23 protein-coding genes, 1 tRNA gene and 1 pseudogene are annotated in these 22,527 nt (G+C 71.0%); 10 read left to right on the top strand and 15 right to left on the bottom strand.

The window, feature by feature from the left end:
* Positions 1–80 precede the first annotated feature (80 nt).
* The 3 genes from ACLBYB_RS11085 to ACLBYB_RS11075 all read left to right on the top strand — a co-directional run bounded on the left by ACLBYB_RS11085 (position 81) and on the right by ACLBYB_RS11075 (position 2,873).
* Positions 81–1,322, top strand: a complete 1,242-nt coding sequence (locus ACLBYB_RS11085; RefSeq protein WP_447698777.1) for an ABC transporter substrate-binding protein — start codon at positions 81–83, stop codon at positions 1,320–1,322.
* 121 nt (positions 1,323–1,443) lie between these two features.
* On the top strand, positions 1,444–2,457 hold the full coding sequence (locus ACLBYB_RS11080; protein WP_091677170.1) for an NAD(P)H-quinone oxidoreductase: 1,014 nt from the start codon (positions 1,444–1,446) through the stop codon (positions 2,455–2,457).
* Between the two features lie 113 nt (positions 2,458–2,570).
* Positions 2,571–2,873 carry a hypothetical protein gene (locus ACLBYB_RS11075; RefSeq protein WP_020091847.1) on the top strand — a complete coding sequence of 101 codons (303 nt, stop codon included), beginning with the start codon at positions 2,571–2,573 and terminating at the stop codon, positions 2,871–2,873.
* A gap of 45 nt (positions 2,874–2,918) precedes the next feature.
* On the opposite strand, the gene ACLBYB_RS11070 is transcribed toward ACLBYB_RS11075, so the two are convergent.
* The 10 genes from ACLBYB_RS11070 to ACLBYB_RS11025 form a co-directional block, all read right to left on the bottom strand.
* The gene (locus ACLBYB_RS11070; protein ID WP_447698776.1) at positions 2,919–3,800 is read right to left on the bottom strand and encodes a 3-hydroxybutyryl-CoA dehydrogenase; all 882 of its coding nucleotides are present in this window, start codon (positions 3,798–3,800) and stop codon (positions 2,919–2,921) included.
* Between the two features lie 183 nt (positions 3,801–3,983).
* Positions 3,984–4,937, bottom strand: a complete 954-nt coding sequence (locus ACLBYB_RS11065) for an electron transfer flavoprotein subunit alpha/FixB family protein (RefSeq protein ID WP_056528343.1) — start codon at positions 4,935–4,937, stop codon at positions 3,984–3,986.
* A gap of 66 nt (positions 4,938–5,003) precedes the next feature.
* Positions 5,004–5,753, bottom strand: coding sequence for an electron transfer flavoprotein subunit beta/FixA family protein (locus ACLBYB_RS11060; RefSeq protein ID WP_056528346.1), 750 nt, complete (start codon positions 5,751–5,753; stop codon positions 5,004–5,006).
* Between the two features lie 167 nt (positions 5,754–5,920).
* A complete protein-coding gene (locus tag ACLBYB_RS11055) occupies positions 5,921–6,493 on the bottom strand; it encodes a cob(I)yrinic acid a,c-diamide adenosyltransferase (protein WP_056528350.1) in 573 nt (190 codons plus the stop codon).
* 13 nt (positions 6,494–6,506) lie between these two features.
* Entirely contained in the window at positions 6,507–7,136 is a 630-nt protein-coding gene (locus tag ACLBYB_RS11050; protein WP_056528353.1) for an acyloxyacyl hydrolase, read from the bottom strand.
* A gap of 138 nt (positions 7,137–7,274) precedes the next feature.
* Positions 7,275–7,460 carry a twin transmembrane helix small protein gene (locus ACLBYB_RS11045; RefSeq protein WP_020091853.1) on the bottom strand — a complete coding sequence of 62 codons (186 nt, stop codon included), beginning with the start codon at positions 7,458–7,460 and terminating at the stop codon, positions 7,275–7,277.
* Between the two features lie 67 nt (positions 7,461–7,527).
* Positions 7,528–10,176, bottom strand: coding sequence for a TIGR02302 family protein (locus tag ACLBYB_RS11040; protein ID WP_447698775.1), 2,649 nt, complete (start codon positions 10,174–10,176; stop codon positions 7,528–7,530).
* A gap of 137 nt (positions 10,177–10,313) precedes the next feature.
* The gene (locus tag ACLBYB_RS11035) at positions 10,314–11,522 is read right to left on the bottom strand and encodes a polyhydroxyalkanoate depolymerase (protein WP_447698774.1); all 1,209 of its coding nucleotides are present in this window, start codon (positions 11,520–11,522) and stop codon (positions 10,314–10,316) included.
* Positions 11,523–11,757: 235 nt separating this feature from the next.
* A complete protein-coding gene (locus ACLBYB_RS11030) occupies positions 11,758–12,003 on the bottom strand; it encodes a hypothetical protein (RefSeq protein ID WP_020091856.1) in 246 nt (81 codons plus the stop codon).
* 170 nt (positions 12,004–12,173) lie between these two features.
* Positions 12,174–12,383, bottom strand: coding sequence for a hypothetical protein (locus ACLBYB_RS11025; protein WP_020091857.1), 210 nt, complete (start codon positions 12,381–12,383; stop codon positions 12,174–12,176).
* Between the two features lie 379 nt (positions 12,384–12,762).
* On the opposite strand from ACLBYB_RS11025, the gene ACLBYB_RS11020 reads away from it, so the two are divergent.
* The 3 genes from ACLBYB_RS11020 (at position 12,763) to ACLBYB_RS11010 (ending at position 13,777) form a co-directional block, all read left to right on the top strand.
* The gene (locus ACLBYB_RS11020) at positions 12,763–13,416 is read left to right on the top strand and encodes a Maf-like protein (protein ID WP_091677159.1); all 654 of its coding nucleotides are present in this window, start codon (positions 12,763–12,765) and stop codon (positions 13,414–13,416) included.
* On the top strand, positions 13,413–13,598 hold the full coding sequence (locus ACLBYB_RS11015; protein ID WP_100251145.1) for a DNA gyrase inhibitor YacG: 186 nt from the start codon (positions 13,413–13,415) through the stop codon (positions 13,596–13,598). Before ACLBYB_RS11020 ends, ACLBYB_RS11015 begins: the two co-directional genes overlap by 4 nt.
* A gap of 103 nt (positions 13,599–13,701) precedes the next feature.
* Positions 13,702–13,777: transfer RNA gene (locus ACLBYB_RS11010), tRNA-Phe, on the top strand.
* Between the two features lie 104 nt (positions 13,778–13,881).
* Here ACLBYB_RS11010 and ACLBYB_RS11005 read toward each other — a convergent pair.
* Positions 13,882–14,634 carry a Crp/Fnr family transcriptional regulator gene (locus ACLBYB_RS11005; protein ID WP_020091860.1) on the bottom strand — a complete coding sequence of 251 codons (753 nt, stop codon included), beginning with the start codon at positions 14,632–14,634 and terminating at the stop codon, positions 13,882–13,884.
* Between the two features lie 212 nt (positions 14,635–14,846).
* Here ACLBYB_RS11005 and ACLBYB_RS11000 point away from each other — a divergent pair, with 212 nt between their 5' ends.
* The gene (locus tag ACLBYB_RS11000; protein ID WP_447698773.1) at positions 14,847–15,824 is read left to right on the top strand and encodes a phosphoribosylaminoimidazolesuccinocarboxamide synthase; all 978 of its coding nucleotides are present in this window, start codon (positions 14,847–14,849) and stop codon (positions 15,822–15,824) included.
* Between the two features lie 54 nt (positions 15,825–15,878).
* Here ACLBYB_RS11000 and ACLBYB_RS10995 read toward each other — a convergent pair whose 3' ends face one another.
* From ACLBYB_RS10995 to ACLBYB_RS10985, 3 genes and pseudogenes are all read right to left on the bottom strand, one after another.
* A complete protein-coding gene (locus ACLBYB_RS10995) occupies positions 15,879–16,160 on the bottom strand; it encodes a DUF2312 domain-containing protein (RefSeq protein ID WP_020091862.1) in 282 nt (93 codons plus the stop codon).
* 54 nt (positions 16,161–16,214) lie between these two features.
* A pseudogene (locus tag ACLBYB_RS10990) lies at positions 16,215–17,396 on the bottom strand (alpha/beta hydrolase).
* A gap of 82 nt (positions 17,397–17,478) precedes the next feature.
* On the bottom strand, positions 17,479–18,843 hold the full coding sequence (locus ACLBYB_RS10985) for an MFS family transporter (RefSeq protein WP_091677151.1): 1,365 nt from the start codon (positions 18,841–18,843) through the stop codon (positions 17,479–17,481).
* 238 nt (positions 18,844–19,081) lie between these two features.
* On the opposite strand from ACLBYB_RS10985, the gene ACLBYB_RS10980 reads away from it, so the two are divergent.
* Positions 19,082–19,897: a DUF1236 domain-containing protein gene (locus ACLBYB_RS10980; protein ID WP_447698772.1), complete on the top strand. Its 816-nt coding sequence runs from the start codon at positions 19,082–19,084 to the stop codon at positions 19,895–19,897.
* Positions 19,898–19,951: 54 nt separating this feature from the next.
* Here ACLBYB_RS10980 and hrcA read toward each other — a convergent pair whose 3' ends face one another.
* Positions 19,952–21,007, bottom strand: coding sequence for a heat-inducible transcriptional repressor HrcA (gene hrcA, locus ACLBYB_RS10975; RefSeq protein ID WP_020091867.1), 1,056 nt, complete (start codon positions 21,005–21,007; stop codon positions 19,952–19,954).
* A gap of 167 nt (positions 21,008–21,174) precedes the next feature.
* Here hrcA and rph point away from each other — a divergent pair, with 167 nt between their 5' ends.
* The gene (rph, locus tag ACLBYB_RS10970) at positions 21,175–21,888 is read left to right on the top strand and encodes a ribonuclease PH (RefSeq protein WP_447698771.1); all 714 of its coding nucleotides are present in this window, start codon (positions 21,175–21,177) and stop codon (positions 21,886–21,888) included.
* Positions 21,885–22,514, top strand: a complete 630-nt coding sequence (rdgB, locus tag ACLBYB_RS10965) for an RdgB/HAM1 family non-canonical purine NTP pyrophosphatase (RefSeq protein ID WP_132366550.1) — start codon at positions 21,885–21,887, stop codon at positions 22,512–22,514. The genes rph and rdgB overlap by 4 nt, the downstream gene beginning before the upstream one ends.
* Positions 22,515–22,527 lie beyond the last annotated feature (13 nt).

Here is a 22,527-nt window from a genome sequence, read left to right as displayed (position 1 = left end):
TTCAAGCATCCGCGTGCTGCACTATCCTGCCCTGGACCCGATGCGGCGGCAAAAGCCGCACGGGCCGCAGGAGGAAGCCCATGCCGATGGAACGCAGCGTCTCGAGCCGGGCCCTGGCCCTTCTCGCAGTGGCCGGATTACTGGGATCGACGCAGGCGCGGGCCGCCGATCCGATCAGGATCGGGGTGATCGCCGAGGCGCAGTCGGTGGTCGGGGCCTCGATCCCGCAGGCCGTCCAGCTCGCCGCCGACGAGATCAACGCCCAGGGCGGCGTCGACGGGCGCCAGATCCAGGTCGTCACCTACGACGACAAGTCCTCGGCCTCCGACGCGGTCCGAGCCTTCCAGCGGGCGGTCTCCGAGGACAAGGTCAACCTCGTCATCGCCAGCTACATCTCCGAGGTCGTGCTGGCGCTGATGCCCTGGGCGGCCCGGCTCAAGACGCCGATGATCACGCCCGGCGCTGCCTCGAACGAGATCAGCGCCGCGGTCCACAAGGACTACGCGCGCAACAAGTACACCTTCCACGGCTACCTGACCTCGGCGGCGCTCGCCCAGTCCATCTGCGATTCCACCAAGGACATGCTGATCGACCTGATGAAGGTGAAGACCGCCGCGATCATGAGCGAGGACGCGGCCTGGACCCGGCCTCTCGACGTCGGCTACGAGAAGTGCCTGCCCGAGATCGGCGTGAAGGTCGTCGACCACATCCGCTTCTCGCCGGACACGGGCGACTTCACGCCGATCTACAACAAGATCGAGGCGGCCAAGCCCGACCTGATCGTCACCGGCATCTCGCATGTCGGCGTGCAGCCGACCGTGCAGTGGCAGAACCAGAAGGTGCCGCTCGCCATGACCGGCATGAACTCGCAGGCGACCTCCTCGACCTTCTGGTCGAACACCAACGGCGCGACCCAGGGCGTGATCTTCCAGAGCATCGCGGTGCCGGGCGCGGCGATCACCGACAAGTCGCTCTCCTTCAGCGCCGCGTTCAAGAAGCGCTTCGGCAGCGACCCGTCCTACGCCGGGTACATGGCCTACGATCAGGTCTACTACGCCGCCGACGCGGTGAAGCGGGCCGGCACCACGGAGGCCGACAAGCTGGTCGACGCCCTGGAGAAGACCGACTGGGTCGGCACCGTCGGGCGCACGCAGTTCTACGGCAAGGACGACCAATTCACCCACTCGATCAAGTACGGGCCGGGCTTCGTCACCGGCCTGATGGCGCAGTGGCAGGACGGCAAGCAGGTCGCGGTCTGGCCGAAGAGCCTCGCGCAGGGCGCGATCGTGCTCCCGGCGGCCGTGAAGGCGGCGGCCCGCTAGGCGGCTCTCCGGACCGGCAACGGGCGCGCGGCTTGCCAAGCGCGCCCGTTGCCGCAAGTAGAGCCGGACCGCGACACCGTGAGCGCGGCCGAGACGACGTGCGCGCTGAGGACAATCGCTGATGGCCACCACCGACCTGCCCGGGACCATGCGCCAGATCCGCTACGCGGGTTCCGGCGGACCGGAGGTGATCAGCCTGGAGAACGCGCCCGTGCCGAGCCCGGGACCCGGCCAGGTCCTGATCGAGGTGGTGGCGGCCGGCGTGAACCGGCCCGACGTCGCGCAGCGGTCCGGGGTGTACCCGCCGCCGCCCGGCGCCACCGAGATTCCCGGCCTCGAAGTCGCCGGCCGTGTGGTCGCGCTCGGCAGCGGGGTCGAGGGCCTGTCGGCCGGCGACGAGGTCTGCGCCCTGGTGATCAGCGGCGGCTACGCCGAGTACGCCGTGGCCGAGGCGGCCCACTGCCTGCCGCGACCGAAGGCCGTCTCGCTGGTCGATGCCGGCGGTCTGCCGGAGACCTTCTTCACGGTCTACTCCAACGTGGTCCAGCGCGGCCGCCTGACGCGCGGCGAGAGCTTCCTCGTCCACGGCGGGTCGAGCGGCATCGGCGCCACGGCGATCCAGATCGCCAAGCATGTCGGCGCCCGGGTCTTCGCGACGGCGGGCTCCGCCGAGAAGTGCCGGTTCTGCGAGGATCTCGGGGCGGATGCCGCGATCGACTACAAGCAGGCCGACTTCGCCGAGGAACTGAAGCGCCTCACCGACGGGCGCGGCGTCGACGTCATCCTCGACATGATCGGCGCCAGCTACCTCGCCCGGAACCTCAAGTCGCTGGCACCGGACGGGCGGCTGGTGATGATCGCGCTGATGGGCGGCTACAAGGTCGACGGGCTGAACATCACGCCGATCATGCGCAACCGCCTGACCTTCACCGGCTCGACGCTCCGGCCGCGCGGGAAGGCCGACAAGGCCGCGATCGCCGACGGTCTCCGCCGGGACATCTGGCCCGAGCTCGAGGCCGGACGCATCCGGTCCGTCACCCACGCCACGTTCCCGCTCGAAGAGGCGCGGGCGGCGCACGAGCTGATGGAATCGAGCGCCCATCTCGGCAAAATCCTGCTGACGACCGGCCGCTGAGCCGGCCCCGTCAGGAACCTGCCTCGGCAGCCCCGCGTTGGCGGCCGGTAACGAGATCGTGTCGCACAGCGCCCGTTCCGGCGTGTGGCGTCCCGCCGAGGAAGGTTTTGCACATGGCCGAGAGACTGAACCCCAACGAGAGCCGCCAGGGCGAGCGCGGCAAGCCGGTGCTCTGGGTCTTGGTGGCGAGCCTCGTCCTGCTGGCGATCGCCACCGTGGGCCTGCTCACGTGGAACGGCGCCAACTCGCCGAAGGACTACGCCAGCCAGAGCCAGGACGCGTCGCGCAAGGAGGTGACGGGCTCGGTCAACGGCCAGTCCGGCGGGTCGTCGCCGTCGAACAGCACCGCCGTTCCGGGCGGCAACCCGTCCTATCCGCAGCCGGCTCAGCCGGGCGCGAACGGCGCGCCGAAGTAAGGCGTCGAGCGCGGGACGGGATGCGCCGTCCCGCGGCCGACCCTCTCAGCGGGTCGGGATCGGCGTCGGGCCGCGGTAATCGTAGAAGCCGCGCTTGGCCTTCCGGCCGAGCCAGCCGGCCTCGACGTACTTCACTAGGAGCGGGCAGGGTCGGTACTTCGAATCGGCGAGGCCCTCGTAGAGAACCTGCATGACCGAGAGGCAGGTATCGAGGCCGATGAAGTCGGCCAGCTGCAGCGGGCCCATCGGGTGGTTCGCGCCGAGCTTCATGGCGGTGTCGATCGACTCGACCGATCCCACGCCCTCGTAGAGCGTGTAGATCGCCTCATTGATCATCGGCAGCAGGATCCGGTTGACGATGAAGGCCGGGAAATCCTCCGACATCGTCGACGTCTTGCCGAGCTTCGCGATGAACGCCTTGGCCGACTCGTAGGTCGTGTCCTCGGTGGCGATGCCGCGGATCAGCTCGACGAGCTGCATCACCGGCACCGGGTTCATGAAGTGGATGCCGATGAACTTCTCCGGCCGGTCGGTCGCCGCCGCCAGCCGGGTGATGGAGATCGACGACGTGTTGGTCGCCACCAGGGTCTCCGGCCGCAGCGACCCGCACAGCGTGGTGAAGATCTCGCGCTTGGTCGCCTCGTTCTCGGTCGCCGCCTCGATGACGAGATCGCACGGGCCGAGGGCGGCGAAGTCGCGGGCGGGGACGATGCGCGAGCGGGCCTCGCCGCTGTCGCCCTCGGTGAGCGTGCCCTTCGTGACGAGGCGCGCGAGGCTGCCCTCGATCACCGACAGTCCATTCTCGAGCCGGGCGGGATCGCGGTCGTTCAGCAGAACCTCGAAGCCGGCGGTGGCGCAGACCTGCGCGATGCCGCTGCCCATCTGGCCCGCGCCGACGATGCCGACCCGCTTGATCTCCATATGCATGTGCCGACCTGTGCCCCCAAGGCGGATGCCGCAGCGCTGCCGCCCAGCTCTCTGGACGGCACGGACGCGACGGCACCGCGCGAAGTCTCGCCGCTGCTGCCTTCTAGACCAATCCTCGATCCGGAAGGAACCCGTGAAGCCGCGTTCTGCGACAATGCTCGCGGGTTGCCAGATCCGGTGCCGTTACTGGCCCTTGGCTTTGCCGATCTCGGATTGCAGCTCGGGAACGACCTGGAACAGGTCGCCGACGAGGCCGTAATCGGCCACCTGGAAGATCGGCGCGTCCTCATCCTTGTTGATGGCGACGATGACCTTCGAGTCCTTCATGCCGGCGAGGTGCTGGATCGCGCCCGAGATGCCCACCGCGACGTAGAGGTCCGGCGCCACGACCTTGCCGGTCTGCCCCACCTGCCAGTCGTTCGGCGCGTAGCCCGCGTCCACGGCGGCGCGCGAGGCGCCGACGGCGGCGCCCAGCGAGTCGGCCAGCGGCTCGATCAGCTCGTGGAACTTGTCCGAGGAGCCGAGCGAGCGGCCGCCGGAGACGATGATCCGCGCCGAGGCCAATTCCGGCCGGTCGGACTTGGCGATCTCCTCGCCCTTGAAGCTCGAGCCGCCCGCCTCGGGCGCGGCCGCCGAGACGGCCTCCACCGGTGCCGGGGCGCCGCCCTCTTCGGCCGCCTTGAAGGCCGCCGTGCGCACGGTGATCACCTTCTTGCCGGCGGGCGCCTGCACGGTCTGGATGGCGTTGCCGGCGTAGATCGGCCGCTCGAACGTGTCGGGCGAGACCACCTTGATGATGTCGGAGACCTGCGCGACGTCGAGCAGGGCGGCCACGCGCGGCAGCACGTTCTTGCCCGTGGTCGAGGCCGAGGCGATGATCGTGTCGTAGGGCTCGGCGATGGCGGCGATGAGCGCCGAGACCGGCTCGGCGAGGTCGTGGTCGTAGACGCCGTCCTCGGCGTTCAGGACCTTCTCGACGCCGTCGAGCTTGCCCGCGGCCTCGGCCACGGCCTTGGAGCCGGTGCCCAGCACGAGGGCGTGGACCGGCGCGCCGATCTCCTTGGCGGCGGCGAGCGCCTTCAGCGTGCTGTCCTTGATCTGGCCGTTGCCGTGCTCGACGAAGAGGAGTGTCGTCATGGTCTGCTGGTGCCCTCGAAGGTGGTGGCGCGGGGCTCGACCGTCGACCGGGAGCCCCGCCTCGGATCAGATGACGCCGGCTTCGACCTTGAGCTTCTGGACGAGCTCGGCCGCGGAGGCGACCTTCACGCCGGCCGAGCGGCCCGGCGGTTCGGCGGTCTTCAGCACCGTGAGCCGCGGCGTGACGTCGACGCCGAGCGCGTCGGGTGCCAGCTCCTCCAGGGGCTTCTTCTTGGCCTTCATGATGTTGGGCAGCGACGCGTAGCGCGGCTCGTTGAGGCGCAGGTCCGTCGTCACGATGGCCGGCAGCTTGAGGCTCACGGTCTGCAGGCCGCCGTCGACCTCGCGGGTGACGTCGAGGCTGCCCTCGCCGGGCTCGATCTTGTACGCGAAGGTGCCCTGAGGCCAGCCGAGCAGGGCGGCGAGCATCTGGCCGGTCTGGTTCGAGTCGTCGTCGATCGCCTGCTTGCCGAGGATGACGAGCTCCGGGCTCTCCTTCTCGACGACGGCCTTCAGGAGCTTCGCGACGGCGAGCGGCTCGCAGTTCACGTCGGTCTTCACCAGGATCGCCCGGTCGGCGCCCATGGCGAGTGCCGTGCGCAGCGTCTCCTGCGCCTGCTGCGGGCCGATCGACACGGCCACGATCTCGGTGACCTTGCCCTTCTCCTTCAGGCGGATCGCCTCCTCGACGGCGATCTCGTCGAAGGGGTTCATGGACATCTTGACGTTGGCGAGCTCGACGCCGGAGCCGTCGGCCTTCACGCGAATCTTGACGTTGTAGTCCACCACCCGCTTGACGGGCACCAGCACCTTCATGGCGGTCACGATCCTTCCCCGGAGGATTCTTGTCGTCGTGCAGGCCACTCCCACGGGCGCGCGAGGCGCAGCGTGGCCGGGGCACGCAAGGCGCCGGACCGTAACGGCCACATTTCCGCCTTGTCAACGCGGCGCCGTGGCGGCCCCGCGAAAACCGCGATGCCGGCTCAGCGATTGGCGCCGGGCACCCAGAGCACGTCGTCGGCCCCGTCGCCGTTCGCCGCCCGGCTCGCCACGAACAGGAAGTCCGACAGGCGGTTGAGGTAGCGCAGCGCCTCCGGCGAGACCGTCTCGTCCTCCCGCGCAGCGAGGCTGACCGCGAGCCGCTCGGCGCGCCGGCAGACGGTCCGGGCGAGGTGCAGCGCCGCGGCAGCCGGCGAGCCGCCGGGCAGCACGAAGGATTTCAGCGGCGGGATCGCGGCGTTGAGCGCGTCGATGTCGCGCTCCAGCCGGTCGACCTGGCTCGCCACGATCCGCAGCGGCTCGTAGGGGAGGGGCTCGGGGGTCGGCGGCGTCGCGAGGTCGGCGCCGAGGTCGAACAGGTCGTTCTGGATCGCCCCCAGCATCCCGTCGAGGGGGCCCTGCGTGTGCAGGCGCGCCATGCCGATGCAGGCATTGGTCTCGTCGACGGTGCCGTAGGTCTCGACCCGCAGGTCCGCCTTCGAGCGCCGCTGCCCGTCCGCCAGCGCGGTCGTCCCCTTGTCGCCGGTCCTCGTGTAGATGCGGTTGAGCTTGACCACGGGGTGGCGTGCCTCAGAACGTGTAGCCGATCTTGCCGCCGAAATTGGTCAGGCCGCGGTTGTTGGCGCAGAGCCCGGCATTCGACATGTGCTCGACCGTCGCCATGATGCTCCAGTGCTCCGTCAGGCGGAAGCCCAGGGCGGCCGCCTCGCGGAACATCGGCGAGCAGCCGAGGGTGTTGAAACCGTAGGGCGTCTCGGCCTTCGGGCCGGTCCAGCCGTTATGGGCCACGCCGCCGAAGAACCCGTCGAGGAACACGCGGCGGTTGAAGGTCTCGGGGAAGATCTCGAGCGTCCAGGTCGCGCCGAGATAGGCGTAGCTGGTCCGGCCGCCGGTGTTGTAGCTGCCGCCGACGGTCGGTCGCGGCACGAAGGCCTGCCAGAACGGATCGTCGCTGATGCGCGGCTTGGCGAACAGGATCTCGCCGTTGACGTTCGCCTTGCTGAATCCGGGGAGCTTGCCCTCGGCGCTCCCGGGATCCTGCACCGCGCCGCCGATCCGGATCTCCGACACGATGCTGAGCGGCTGGACGGGGGCCGCGTAGGCGGCGGGCGGCGGCGGCGCGAGGTCGGCGGCCGAAGCCGGCAGAATCGCCGCCCCGGTCAGAAGGCCGAACAGACGGAGGCGGGAAGGGGCAGTCATGCGGGCTCGGCCGGTTAGGCGCAGCGATTTGCTTCTACCGAGCGTAGCAGAGGCCCGCGCGGCGGGGCGGCCTATTCATCCTTCACCGGATCGAAAGGTGTTCGGTGCGGCGGCGCGGTCACACCCGGCCCGACGCCCTCATGCCGAGCGCCACCAGACCACGCCCATGATGATCACGATCGCGACGAACTGCAGGAGCACCCGGAGGCGCATCAGCTTCTGCGAGAGGTTCACGCTGCCGCCGCGCATCATGTTGGCGAGGCCCGCGACCAGGACCGCGGCGACGGCGAGGCAGGCGATCAGGACGAGGGTGTTGGACGACATGCGGTCGGGGATCCGGGTGGGGCGCGAGCCGCGATGCGGCTCGGCGCGTCGTTGAGGTGTCGGGCGCTCAGTTGCGGCGGAGCAGGCGCTCGAAATAGTCGAGTTCCTCGCGGGGGCGACTCGGGTCGCCGAGCTTGCGCCGCAGCTCTTCCATGATGCGCCGGGCGCGCTGGACCGCGGATTCGTCGGCCGTGGGGACGCGGACCCGCCCGTCGCTCATGTCGCGGCCGCGGGTCGGGCGCCCGAGAGGATCGTCGTCGCGCGCGCCGGCCTGACCCTGCTGGCCCGGCTGCTGGCCGCCCTCCTGCTGGCCCTCGCCCTGGCCCTCGGCCATCTCCTGCATCTGCTGGGCCATGCCGTCGGCGCCGCGCTTGAGGCCGTCGAGGGCGCGGCCCTGCGCGTCGACCGCGCCGTCCGAATCGCCGTCCTTCAGCGCGTTCTCGGCCTCGCGCATGGCGTCCTCGGCGTCGGAGAGGCCCTGCTCGCCGCGCATGCCGTTCTCCTTCATGCGCTTCTGAAGGTCCTCCAGCCGCTGCCGGAGCGCCTGCTGGCGCTCGCCGACGCCGCCCTGCTGGCCCTCGCCCTGCTGTCCCTGACCCTTCTGGCCCTGTTGGCCCTGACCCTGCTGGCCTTGCCCCTGCTGACCCTTCTGACCCTGCTGGCGCTGGCCCTGCTGCCCCTGGCCCTGCTGGCCGCGCTGTCCCTGCTGCGGCTGGCCGCGGCTCTGCGGGCGCTGGCCGTCGCGCTGCTCCTCGCCGTCCTTGAAGGTCTCGTCGCGCAGGCCCTGCTGCTCGCGCGACATCGCGTCGAGATCGCGCATCTGCTTCTGCATCTCGCGGGACGCCTGATCGGAGCGACCGCCGCGCTCGGCGGTCTGGAGATTCTCCAGGATATTGCGCAGCTGCTCCATCAGGCGCTGCGCCTCGGCGGTGTCGCCGCGCTTCATCGCCTCCGCCATGTCCTGGATCATCTTGTCGAGATCCTCCGGCGTGACGGTCTTGGTCTGCCCGTTGCTCTGGCCGCGCTCGCTCTGCTCGCGGGGCTCGCGGCCCTGCTTCTGCGCCATCTCGGACAGGAACTTGTCGAGCGCCTGCTTCAGGTCCTGCGTCAGGCGCTTGATCTCGTCGTCGGGCGCGTTGCGCTCGATCGCCTCCTTCAGCCGGTCCTGGGCCTGGCGGAGCTGCTTCTCGGCGTCCGACAGGTCGCCGTCCTCGATCTTGAGGGCCATCTCCCAGAGGAGGTCGGCCACCGCGACGAGGTCGGCATCCGTGCGGGCGCGGCGCAGGCGCTCGGTCGCGGTCCGCAGGCCGAGGAAGATCGCGGGCTGCGGCGTGTACGTGTCGGGCGCGACCAGCAGGGCGTCCAGCGCCCCCTGGACCCAGCGGCGATCGGTGTCTGGCGCGATGACGAGCCGGCGGCGCTGCTCGGCGAGCGCGCGCGCCAGCGGCTCGCGGAACGGCCGCGCCGGCAGGACGATCTCGGTGTCGGGCGTGCGCCCCTCCTGGCCGGCCTCGTCCTTGACCACGATGTGGTAGCGGACCTTCGCGCCGGACCACGGGCTCTCGGTGAGGTCCACGAGGGTCTTGGTATCGGTGTCGCCGCTCGCGTCGCCCGGCAGCGCCAGGTTGATCTGCGGCACCGGGACCAGGGCCCGCGCGGACTTCAGCGGCTCGATCACCGCCTCGGCCGAGCTGATCCCGTAATCGTCCTTCGCCCGGTAGGTCAGGTTGAAGGTGCCGCGCCCGTTCACCTCGGGGCCGCCCACGGCGGTCACCTCCGGCGGCCGATCGGGGATCGCGTCGACCGTGAGGCGCTGCTTGCCTGCCGGGGTGACGATCGTCAGCGCGGCGCCGCCGACGATGCGGTAGCGCTCCTCGCGCAGGTCGGGGCGCGCCTCCTGGCCCGGCACCGGGACGAGGCCGGCATTGGGCGTGAGGGTCGTCTCGGACGCGGCCTTGCCCTGGCCGGCGATCCGCACGATCAGCTGCGCGTTGACAGGCGCGCGCAGGTGCTGGTCGCTCCCGTCCATCGCGATCAGCAGCGGCGGAAGCCGCGTGTAGAGCGGCGGGTCGATCCAGCCGTCCACGCGGAAGTTCGGGCCGGGCGCCGCCGGCTCCTGCCAGTCGAAGGCGGCGCCGATCCGCTGGCGCCACTCGGGGCCGGCCACGAACAGGCTGGCGACCGCCGCGACCACCAGGCCGGCGCGCAGCGCGAAGGGGTCGTGCCGGGTCATGCCCGGCCGCGGCAGGCCGACCCGCAGGGCCGAGATCGCCTGCGCGGCGCGGCGCTGGTGGAGGTCCCACAGCAGCCGGCTCCCCGGATCGGCGGCGCCGACGGCGAGGCTGTCCTGGGCGGCCGAGGCCGGCCCGTGCCGCAGCTTCGGATCGCGGGAGGCGGCCTCGCGGTCGAGCCGCGCCAGGGCGAGGCGCCGGTCCGGCCGGGCGATGTGGATCAGCGGCAGCAGCGCGGCGACGAGCAGGATGGCGAGGGCGCCGAGGCCGATCTGGCGCCAGAGCGGCGTGAGGTCGAGCCACACGCCCGCCCAGGAGACGACCAGGAAGAGCAGGAAGACGCCGATGCCGCGCCAGAGCACGGGCCAGGCCTGCTCCCACAGGGCGGCCGCCCGCGCCTGCGCCACCAGCCGGTCGAGCCGCGTGGACGCCGCGTCCGCTCCGCCCACCCGGGTCTTGCTCTCGGTGCCGTTGCTGCCGATCACGCCGACCGTTCCGCCTCACGCCGAAGGAGTGGCCTACGGAGCCGCCCCCGGCGGGCCCCGTCACACGTGCCTAGCATGGTGGGCCGCGCGGGTCGGCGGGTCAAATCGGCGCGACGGCGGCCCGACCGGCGCGCCGGTCAGTTGTGCGCCTGGATGAAGTTGCGCACCTGCGGGTAGATCTGCGACTCCCAGCGCCGCCCGGCGAAGACGCCGTAATGGCCCACGCCGGCCTGGAGGTGGTGGGTCCGCATGTACGGGGCGAGGTCCGAGCACAGGTCGTGGGCCGCCATGGTCTGCCCGACCGCGCAGATGTCGTCCCGCTCGCCCTCGACCGTCATCAGCGCCGTGCGGCGGATCGCGCGCAGGTCGATCGGCTCGCCCCGATACGACACCGCGTTCCGGGCCAGGGCGTGGTCCTGGAACACGGTCTTGACCGTCTCGAGGTAGAAATCGGCGGCGAGATCGAGCACCGCGAAATACTCGTCGTAGAAGGTCTCGATCGCCTCGGCCTTGTCGTGCTCGCCGTTGGCCATGTGCCAGAACAGGTCGGCGTGGCCCTGGATGTGGCGCTTGGCGTTCATCGCCATGAAGGCCGAGACCTGCACGAAACCCGGATAGACCTTGCGGCCGGCCCCCTTGTGGCGCGACGGCACCGTGGCGATCAGGTTCTTCTCGAACCACTCGATCGGCTTGGAGGTCGCGAGTTCGTTCACGCCCGTCGGGTTGATCCGGCAATCCACCGGGCCGGCCATGAGGGTCATGCTGCGCGGGGCGGCCGGGTCCTTCGACTGCGCCATCGCGGCGGCGGCCACCAGGGCCTGCACGGCGGGCTGGCACACCGCCACCATGTGGGCGCCTTCGCCCATGGTCCGCAGGAACTGGATGAGGTGGCTCACGTAGTCGTCGAAGCCGAAGGTCCCGTCGGAGAGCGGCACGTCCCGGGCGTTGTGCCAGTCGGTGATGTAGACGTCGTGATCGGGCAGCATCGTGCGCACGGTGGCGCGGAGCAGCGTGGCGAAGTGGCCCGACATCGGCGCCACCATCAGCACCTTGGGCTGCTCGGTGTGGATGTCCTTCTTGAAGTGGAGCAGCGTGGCGAAGGGCGTGACCTCGACCGCCTCCTCGGAGACCGGGACGCTCCGGTTCCCGACATTCACCGACTCGATGCCGTAGGGCGGCCGCGCGAAGGTCAGGCCCGCGCGCATCATCATCCGGGCCCCGGCGGACATCCAGGTCGCCGGCTCGCCCCACCCGACCCAGGGCGACCAGATGTCGTTCAGCAGCCGCCCCCACGCCCGGGTCTGGGCGGCCATGTCGGTCTGCAGATCGAACGCGTCGTACAGCATCGGGCAGGCACTCGCTTGAGCCCTGCCCGGCACGCGGGCCATCGGGGCGGCAACGTTGGCGGATGCCGGAGTGAGGGTTGCATCAGCGTGGCCGTGCAGGATGGGTCCCGTTCCCGGAGGCGGCAACTGTCCGATAGGCGGATGCGAACAAGAATTGTCGTGACGTGACTTTGATGCACCACGCGCCGCGCCGATCACATTCGGGTGTGCCGAATCGCCCGACACACCCCCGCCGTCACGAGGCGCGGCGAATGACCGGGCGCGGATCGGACTCGCTCCGACGATGCTCGCAGGCGACCTTGAGGTACCGGTCGCTGCCCCCGGGCAACCCGGCCTGGGCGGCCATCGTCTGGGCGTGCATCAGGCATTCCATCGGCGTGTGCGCCGGCGCGACGATGACGTCGAGGGCGGTGTCGCGCGAGCAGTCCTGAGCCAGCAGCGTGCCGGCACAGACGAGGGCAACGGAGAGCAATTCCGACATGACGGACCTCAGCTTCGAGTGATCGAAAGGTCCGCGGGGTGCTCCGGCGTGCGAGCCACCGCGTTGTCGTTGCCTGGTCGCTTCCTCCGGTTGCTGAAGACTCGAAGCACGTCATGTGCCAGCGCAGCACGACGCGTCCCTTGCGAGGTGCAATGTCGTCCGGGCCGGACTCAGTCGCGGGCGGGAAGCCAGCGCGTCTCCGGCTCGTCGGCGGGCAGGAGCGCCGCGACCGCGTCGAGGTCGACCACGTACTGATCGGTGAGGCGCTGCCACATCTCGACCGGCGAGGCGACCTGCGGCCGGAGCCCGTCGAGGGCGCGGGCGAGCAGAGCCGCATTGACGAGCTTCGGGCGCGGCACGAGCGGGTCAGCGTTCAGCATCGATGACGATCCCATTGGAGTGACGCCATCCTGCGTCGATCGTGGTTAACGATGGGTTACATGCCGCCTCGACATCTTGCGCTGTTCTTGCGGACGCTTTCGCGCCAGGCTCTGAGCTGGATTCGTCGGCGCCCCCGGTCACGCCGAGGCGCCGCCAGACCTGAGTAACGCTGCCCGCGGACGCACCGGGCCGCGCGGGATCGCCCAGGCGAATCCACGCGCGTTCGCCAGGGCGTCGGCACCCGCTCGAGTTCACAAGCCGGACCCCTTCCCTTATCAGGCAGGCGCATCGAGCCTGTCCCGGCCGACGAAGTGCCGCCGCGCAGGGCGCGCACGGCTCCGGTCGCGCGGCTCCGGTCGATTGTGCGAACGGGACATCATGGACGCCAAACCTGAAGCGATCGGCGCGACGCAGGAGCCGACGGCGCGACTCGTGCTCGCATCCGCTTCGCCCCGCCGTCTCGCGCTGCTCCAGCAGATCGGGATCGAGCCCGCGGCGCTCCTGCCCGCCGAGATCGACGAGACACCGCGCAAGGCCGAGCCGCCGCGCGAGCTGGCGCGTCGCCTCGCGCGGACGAAGCTCGCCACCGCCGAGGCGGCGCTCCACCTGGAGGACACGACGACGCCGACCTGGCTTCTCTCGGCCGACACGGTCGTCGCGGTCGGGCGGCGCGTCCTGCCGAAGGCCGAGATCCCCGACGAGGCCGCGGATTGCCTGCGCCTGCTCTCGGGCCGGCAGCACCGGGTCTACACGGCGGTCTGCGTGCTCTCGCCCCGCGGGCGCCGCGAGCGGATCGTCGAGAGCCGCGTCCGGTTCAAGCGGCTCTCGGGCCGGGACATCCAGGGCTACGTGGCCTCGGGCGAGTGGCGCGGCAAAGCCGGCGGCTACGCGATCCAGGGACTGGCCGGGGCCTTCGTGGTCAAGCTGGTCGGCTCGTATAGCGGCGTGGTCGGCCTGCCGCTCTACGAGACCCTGAGCCTGCTCGACGGCGAGGGCTATCCCGTGCGGGCCGGATGGGGCGCCCTCGCATGACTCGGGAGCGCCGGCCGCCCCCCTGTCCGATCTGTCGGCAGCCCTCCACGCCGGACTTTCGGCCATTCTGCTCCCAGCGCTGCGCCGACGTCGATCTGGGGCGCTGGCTCAACGAGCGCTACGCGATCCCCGAGGAGCTCGATCCCGACGCGCCGCCGCCCCCGCCGGATCCGGAGCGCTGAATTTTTCGGCCTTCCGGTCCCGTCGAGGTCACGCGAGGCTGGACAGGCCGCCAAGCACTCACTATACCCCGCGACGTCCGAGGCCGACACCGGCGCGGACGACGCCCAGGTAGCTCAGTTGGTAGAGCATGCGACTGAAAATCGCAGTGTCGGCGGTTCGACTCCGTCCCTGGGCACCATTATCCCGCTGAGCGCCCGACCATCGGATCGGTAGAGCCGGCGACAGGATCCTCGATTTTCTGACAATACTCGGCTGTAGATCACGCGCGTCCGCGCGTCCTGATCAGCGCGTCTCCGCGTCGCGCAGGTGCAGGTAGGTCGGATCGAATTCGGCCGCTTCCTGCAGCCCGGCCCAGTCGTGGACGGTGAGGCGGCGACCCCGGAGCGTGATCAGGCCGGCGGCCTTGAGATCGCGGATCGTGCGGTTGACGTGGACCGACGTGATCCCGAGGGCGTCCGCGAGTTCGGGCTGTGTCATCGGCAGGTCGCAGGTCCGGTCGGGTGCCAGACCGACGGCGTCGAGGCGGGTCATCAGCTCGCAGAACAGGTGAGCCATCCGCGCATACGCTTCCCGGCGCCCGGTGTTGAGCATCCATTCCCGGACCAGGGCGGCGTCCATCAGCGTCGCGCGCCAGAACACCTCGTTGAGGCGCGGGTGCGCCCGCAGCATCGCCCGGACCGTGTCGTGCTGGACGAAGCCGAGGCGGCAGGCGCTCACCGTGGCGATGTTGATGTCGAGTACCTCCAGGAACAGGCTCTGGAAATCCGGCACGTCCCCGGGGACGTGGTAGCTCATCACCTGCCGCTTGCCCGCTCGTGTCGACTTGTAGGTGCAGGCGATACCGCTGAGCAGCGTGAAGCTCCGGGACGGCCGGTCGCCCTCCCGAATGATGTCCTGGTTGGGTTCGAACTGGGCGACCTGCAGCGGGAGCGCGACGAGGGCGGCGCGCTCCGCGTCGGACAGCCGGAACAGGGCCACGGTCTCGATCCGGCGCAGGAACGGATCTCTGACCGACGGTTGGGGTGTCTCGTTCATCGCGCCTCGGCCGTCCGGCAGAAGCGCTCGGCGTCGCGCGGCCGGTCGTCCACCGTCGTTGGTCCCCCCGTAAGTGTAGGGTCCCGGTCGGGCGCGACCAGGGCGAGGGCCGGCGCCGCGCGCCCTCGGTGAGGCCGGGACTGGAATTTCCCGCCCCGTCCGCGCACAGAAGTCCGGCGGCGCGGTCGCCGTTCAGCCTGACGGAAAGCCCGATGAACACGGCAGATCTCGCCCCGCACGCGCATCAGGTCCTGCGCGACGCGACCCTGCCCGAGCTGCCCCGGCACTACCGCGGCAAGGTCCGGGACAATTACGACCTCCCCGACGGCCGTCGCATCCTCATCACGTCGGATCGGATCAGCGCCTTCGACCGGGCGCTCGCGGCGATCCCGTTCAAGGGCCAGGTCCTGACCCAGACCGCCCGCTACTGGTTCGAGCAGACCGCCGACCTGTGCCCGAACCACGTCCTCGCCTATCCCGATCCCAACGTGGTGGTCGGCCGGCGCCTGGAGATCCTGCCCGTGGAGGTGGTGGTGCGCGGCTACCTCGCGGGCACCACGTCGACCTCGATCCTGACGCGCTACCGCGCGGGCGAGCGGGACATGTACGGCCACGCCTTCCCCGACGGGATGCGGCCGAACCAGCGCCTGCCGGAGGCGATCATCACGCCGACCACCAAGGCGTTCGACGGCGGCCACGACGAGCCGCTCACCGAGGCGGAGATCCTCGAGCGCGGGTTGCTGACGCGCGCGCAGTGGGAGACCGTGTCGAGGGCGGCCCTGGCGCTGTTCGCGCGCGGGACGGCGCTCGCGGCGGAGCGCGGCCTGATCCTGGCCGACACGAAGTACGAGTTCGGCACGGATCCCGAGGGCCGGATCGTCCTCGCCGACGAGATCCACACGCCGGACAGCAGCCGGTACTGGTTCGCGCAGAGCTATCCCGAGCGCTTCGCCGCGGGTTCGGCCCCGGAGAGCTTCGACAAGGACTTCGTGCGCAACTGGGTCGTCGCCCGCTGCGACCCGTACAAGGACCCGATCCCCGAGATCCCAGCCGAGGTGGTCCTGGAGACAGCCGCGGTCTACATCCGCGCCTACGAGACGATCACGGGCAAGCGCTTCGTCCTGCCGGACCCGGCCGAGGAGCCCCTGGAGCGGATCCGGCGCAACATCGCCGCCTATCTCGCGGCGTAGCCTCGGGGTCGGGACAGGCGGTGCGGCGCCTGGCGCCGCACCCGGTTGAGCCCGTCAGGCCGCCGCGGCGATCGGGGCCGGCGACGGCGCGTCCATGGCGCGCAGGTAGACGTCGAGGAGCGTCTCCTGCTCGTCGCGCTCGTCCTTGTCCTGCTTGCGGATCTTCAGGATCTCCTTGAGCACCTTCACGTCGAGACCCTCGCCCTTGGCCTCGGCGAAGACCTCCTTCTTGGCCTCCATCAGGTCCTTGATCTCCTCCTCCAGCCGTTCCACGCGCTCGATGATCGAGCGGATGCGGTCGCCCGCGACGCCCACGGTGTCGGTCATGTCGGTCATGCAGTCCCTCGTCGGATGACGGGGGCACCCTCGCCGGACAGGGTAAGCGGCGGGTTAAGGCCGGGCCGGCGCCCCGACCCGGTCCCGGATCCACCCTGCGATCGCGTCCGCAACGGCGTCGCTGTTCGATTCCAGCATCATCATGTGGCCGTTGCCGCGGATGCCGTGGTCGGCGAGCGCCAACCGGTCCGGCTTCGCGCCCGCCTAAGTCAGGAAGGCCGCCGTGCAATCGTCCATCGTCGCCCGGAACGACGCCTCGGCGGTCACGATCACCGCCGGCACCCGGGCGAGGTTCGGCAATCGGCGCGCGGGCTCGGCCTGGAGCCAGCAGCGGATCCTGTCGGGCGCGGCGGCGCTCTCCGCCTGGACGACCGTCAGGTCGGCCGGGCCGCTCACCGGCGGCTCGAAGTGCAGCGGCACCCGGGTGATGCCGTAGGGCCGCGCCCGCGCCTCGCCGACGCGCTCGTACCAGTCCGCGCCGCCCTTGAAGCGGATGTCGTAGAAGGTCGGCCCGTTCGGCTCGACGGCGACGTGTGCCTTCACGAGGTCGGGCCGCTGATCCGAGACAGCCCAGCCGAAGACGCCCGCCTGCGAGTGCGTCAGCAGGATCGCCGGGCCGATCTTCTCCAGCAGGGCGATCAGCGCCGGGTCGACCAGTTCCTCGCTCCTCAGGGCGCTGGCGATGTAGGGCACCTGGGAGAGGTAGAACTGATCGAAGGCGGCGTTGCCGCGGATCCCGGCGCCGCCCGGCCACTGCGTGTGGAGCTTCGCCTGCGGGTAGAGCGCGGACCGCTCCTGCCCGGTGAACACCGTCTCCAGATCCTCGGCGGGCAGGCGGGCGTAGGGGCCGTAGGTGTCCGGGTCGCCGCCCGAGCGGCCGCGACCGACTTGGTCGACGACGTAGACCGCGAAGCCCTGCGCGGCGAAGCGGTCGGCCCAGCCCGGCCGGCCGTCGGGCGTCCCGAGGAAGTTGGTCCCGGTCTGGGCGGTGCCGTGCACCAGGACGATCGGGTAGGGCTGCGTAACCCGCTCCGGAACGCGGTACTCCACGAACATCTGGCCGGACGCCGTCGTCTTGCCGCCCGCGGTGGCGTAGCGGCCGCCGACGAAGAAGTAGCCCGCGGGCTGCGTCGGCCTGAACGGCCCGTCGGCGGCACCCGGCTCGGCGGCTCGGGACGGCGATGCGGTGGCGAGACAGAGCAGGGCCAGCGCCCCGGCGGCGGCGTTCCTCGACATGGCGTCCTCCCGCGGGCGTCTGGCGCGCCCGGCGGGAGGCATATCAGCGTGAAAGTCCGGCCCGGTCCAGCCGGGCGGCCGATCAGGCGTGGGCGAGGCGCGGCTTCTTCCCCAGCGCCTCCTCGACGGTGCCCGCGCCGTCGAGATAGCCGTGGACCTTGGGGTTCGGCATGATCAGCGAGGCCACGAAGGCGATCGCCATCAGGACGGTCACGTACCAGAAGAACGTGCTCTCCATGCCGGCGTCCTTGAACCACAGGGCGACGAACTCGGCGGTGCCGCCGAAGGTGGCGTTGGCGATCGCGTAGGAGAGGCCGACCCCGAGCGCCCGGACGTTGGTGGGGAACAGCTCGGCTTTCACGATACCGCTGATGCCCGTGTAGAACGACACCACGGCGAGCCCGAGGGTGATCAGCGCGAACGCGAGGTAGGGGTCCTTGTTGGTGCCGAGGGCCGTCATCAGCGGCACCACCATGAGCGTGCCGAGGCCGCTGTAGAGCAGCATGTTCGCCTTGCGGCCGATCTTGTCGGAGAGCGCGCCGAAGATCGGCTGGATGATCATGTAGACGAACAGCACCACCGTCATCGTCTGCGAGGCCGACGTCTTCGGCATGCCGGCGGTGTTGACGAGGTACTTCTGCATGTACGTCGTGAACGTGTAGAAGCTCAGGGAGCCGCCGGCCGTGTAGGCGACCACGACCAGGAACGCCCGCCAGTGCTTGGCCAGCGCGGCGAAGGTGCCGGCGGTCTCCTTGTCGCTGCTGTCCTTCGTCTCGGCCAGGGAGCGCCGGAGATAGAGCGCGACGACCGCCAGCGCGGCGCCGATGAAGAACGGGATCCGCCAGCCCCAGGCGGTGAGTTCCGGGCCGGTCATCACCGTCTGCAGCAGGACCAGGACCAGCGAGGCGAGGAGCTGGCCGCCGATCAGCGTCACGTACTGGAACGAGGCGAAGAAGCCGCGCCGCCCCTTGATCGCCACCTCGCTCATGTAGGTCGCCGAGGTGCCGTACTCGCCGCCGACCGACAGGCCCTGGAGCATGCGCGCGAGCAGCAGCAGCACGGGCGCCAGCGTGCCGACATGCTCGTAGGTCGGCAGGATGCCGATCAGCAGCGAGCCGAAGCACATCATCAGCACCGAGATGACCATCGAGGTCCGACGGCCGACCCGGTCGGCGATGCGCCCGAACAGCCAGCCGCCGATCGGCCGCATGAAGAAGCCCACCGCGAAGATGCCGGCGGTCTGCAGGAGCTGACTGGTCGAATCGCCCTTCGGGAAGAAGGCCGGCGCGAAATAGAGCGCGAAGAACGCGTAGCAGTAGAAATCGTACCACTCGACGAGATTGCCCGACGACGAGCCGACGATCGCCCAGATCCGGCGCTTGCGGTCCGCGGCATCATCGAGGTCGCTCGGTGCGATACCGATCGTATCGTCGCGCGAGGCGGACATGGCGTCTCCGTCGATCAATCTTGGTGCCGGCCGAGGCCGGTCTCTTCTTGGTGCGGCGCGACGTTACAGGTGACGCGCCCGATCGCAAGACCGTGATCCGACTTAGCCGAGGACAGCGCGGGCGGGTGTCACCGGCCGCGCGTCCACGGTGCCGCGGGAGGGAACGGTTCGGCCCGGGGCCCCGTTGCGGGCCGGCGTGGGCGTCGGTGGCGTGCCGACCACGGCTGGAGAAGAGGCCATGAAGCGGATTCTGAGAGACACGGTCGCGGCGGCCATCGTCGTGGCCGGAGCGGCGACGGCGTTCGCGCAGGGCGGACCGGGCGGTGGCGGAGCGGGACCCGGTGGCGGCGGCGCTGGCGGTCCCGGCGGCGCGGCCGGCGCGGGCGCCGGTCCGGCCGGTGGCGGCGGCCCGGGCGGTGGCGCGGGCGGTGGGATGCGGGGCGGCGCCGGCGGGCCCGAGGGCGGGGCGATGCGCGGTCCCGGCGGTGCCGAGGGTGGGCCGCGCGGCGCCGAGCCCGGTGGGCCGGCGGGTCGCGGCGGCGAGGGACCGGGTCGCCCGGGCGGCGCGGCCGAGCGCAACGGACCGGCGGACCGGGGCGGCCCGGCCGCGAATCCCGGTGCGAGCGACCGCGGTGCGGGCGAACGCGGTGCCGGCGATCGGGGTGGCCGCGAGCCGGGTGCCGGACCCGAGCGGGGCAACCGCGACGCGGCCGGTCCCGAGCGCGGCGGTCGCGGTCCGGCCGGCGAACGGGACGGCCGTGCCGGTGCCCGCGACCGGGGCGCCGTCCGCGGCGCGGTCGGCCGCCTCGACACCCGTCAGCGGACCGAGTTCCGCAGCTCGATCACGCGTCTGGGCGTCTCGCCGCTCCGGGACGTGGCTTTCGGCTTGGCGATCGGCACCGCGATCCCGCGCTCGGTCAGGCTCCACAGGCTGCCGCCGGCGATCATCGAGCTAGTGCCGGAATACGAGGGCTACGATTTCGTCCTGGTCCGCGACGACATCGTGATCATCGATCCCGACACCTACGAGATCGTGGACGTGATCCCGGCCTGAGCGGGCGGTCACAAGAAGATCGGTGGGCCGGGCGGATCCTCTGCCCGGCGCCCTCTACCGCCCGCCGTCCAGGAGCTTCGACACCACGCGCGCCGTGTAGTCGACCATCGGCACGATCCGCGCGTAGTTCAGCCGGGTCGGACCGATCACGCCGACGACGCCCACGATCTTCTGCGAGCCGTCGCGGAACGGCGCCGCGATCAGCGAGGATCCGGACAGCGAGAACAGCTTGTTCTCCGAGCCGATGAAGATCCGCACGCCCTCGCCGCCCTCGGCTCGGGACAGGAGATCGATCACGTCCTTCTGGGTCTCCAGATCGTTGAACAGAAGGCGGATCCGCTCGAGATCCTCGACCGCGCGCAGGTCGTCGAGCAGGTTCGCCTGCCCGCGCACGATCAGCTGGCGGGCCTCCGTGGGGCCGACCGGCGTGGCGAGCCCGGCATCGACGAGGCGCTCGGTGATCGCGTCGAGCTCCCGCTTCATCGCCTTGCGGCCGGCCTCGATCTCGGCGCGCAGCGTGCCGAGGGTGCGGCCCTGCAGGCGCGCGTTGAGGAAGTTCGTCGCCTCCTGGAGGGCACCGGCCGGCAGGCCCGCCGGCAGGTCCACGAGGCGGTTCTCCACCGAGCCGTCGTCCGAGACGAGGATGACGAGGGCGCGGGCCGGATCGAGGCGCACGAACTCGATGTGCTTCAGGTTGACGTTCGCCTTGGTGGTCAGGACGACCCCGGCGCCCCGGGAGACGCCGGACAGCATGGTCGAGGCTTCGGCCAGGGCCGAGTCGAAGGTGTGACCCGAGGCGGCAGCGCGCATCTGCGCCTCGATGCGCGCCTGCTCGTCCTGGCTGACGTCGCCGAGCTCGAGCATCGCGTCCACGAAGAAGCGCAGGCCGAGCTCCGTCGGCAGGCGGCCGGCGGAGGTGTGCGGCGCGAAGATGAGGCCGGAATGCTCCAGATCCGCCATGACGTTGCGGATCGAGGCCGGCGACAGCGCCATCGGGAGGATGCGCGCGAGATTCCGGGAACCGACCGGCTCGCCGGTCGTGAGGTAGCTCTCCACGATCTGCCGGAAGATCTCCCGGGCACGCTCGTTGAGGGCGGCGAGCGCCTGCATCGCTTGGCCGTTCGAGAAGTTGGGACTGGGGTGTGTCACGGGGTCATCCTGTGGTCCGATCATGTCCAACCGTCCCGCGCGGATCAATCCGTACGGCGATGCTTGCCCGCGGTGGCGCGGCGGCCTAAGAGCCCGGCCCTCGACACTCTCGACAGAAGGGGCCCGCGATGCGGCCTTCCAAGCGTGCCGCCGACGAGTTGCGGCCCGTGAGCCTGGAGCGCGCGGTCTCGCGCTACGCCGAGGGCTCCTGCCTCGTCAGCTTCGGCAACACCCGGGTGCTCTGCACCGCGTCGCTGGAAGAGCGCGCGCCGCCGTGGCTGCGCGGTTCCGGCAAGGGCTGGGTCACGGCCGAGTACGCCATGCTGCCGCGTGCGACGCACGAACGCACCCGCCGCGAGGTCGGTTCCGGGAAGCCGTCGGGCCGGACCCAGGAGATCCAGCGACTGATCGGCCGTTCGCTGCGCGCCGTCACCAACCTCCCGGCCATGGGCGAGCGCCAGATCACGATCGATTGCGACGTGATCCAGGCCGACGGCGGCACCCGCACCGCCGCGATCACGGGCGCCTGGGTGGCGCTGCACGATTGCTTCGCCTGGATGCGGACCCGCTCGATCATCTCCGTCGACCCGCTGCGCGACCACGTCGCCGCCGTGTCGTGCGGCCTGTACAAGGGCGCACCGGTCCTCGACCTCGACTACGCCGAGGATTCGGCGGCCGAGACCGACGCCAACTTCGTGCTCACCGGCCGCGGCGGCATCGTAGAGGTGCAGGGCACCGCAGAGATGGAGTCCTTCACGCAGGAGCAGCTCCTCGAGCTCCTCGGCCTCGCCCGCGCCGGCACCGAGCGGCTGGTCGCCCTGCAGAAGGAGGCGATCGCGTGAGCCGCCGTCTGACCGGGAAGGTGGTCATCGCCACGCACAATGCCGGCAAGCTCGCCGAGATGCGCGACCTGCTCGCGCCGTTCGGGATCGAGGCGGTGTCGGCGGGCGAGCTCGGCCTGCCCGAGCCCGACGAGACCGGCACGATGTTCGCCGAGAACGCGGCGATCAAGGCGCGGGCGGCGGCCGACGCCACCGGGCTGCCGGCCTTCGCGGACGATTCCGGGCTCTGCGTCGACGCCCTCGACGGCGCGCCGGGCATCTTCTCGGCCCGCTGGGCCGGGCCGACCAAGGACTTCACCGGCGCGATGGCGCGGATCTTCGCCGAACTCGACCGGCGCGGGGCCGCCGAGCGCCGGGCGCACTTCGTGTCCGCCCTCGTGCTGGCTTGGCCGGACGGGCACACCGAGCTGTTCGAGGGACGGGTCTTCGGCGACCTCGTCGCCGCGAAGGGCTCCGCAGGCTTCGGCTACGACCCGATCTTCCGGCCGGACGGCCACGACCGCACCTTCGGCGAGATGAGCGCCGAGGAGAAGCACGGGGTCGACTGGCAGCAGGGGCGGGGCCTGTCGCACCGGGCGCGGGCCTTCGTCGAGCTGAGCCGCGCCTGCCTCGCGCCCGGCGCCTGATTGCCAAACGGCG

The sequence above is a fragment of the Methylobacterium sp. D54C genome (genome assembly GCF_053345595.1).
Note: the sequence above shows the minus strand (reverse complement) of the source record. Positions and strands in the feature narration are given on the sequence as shown.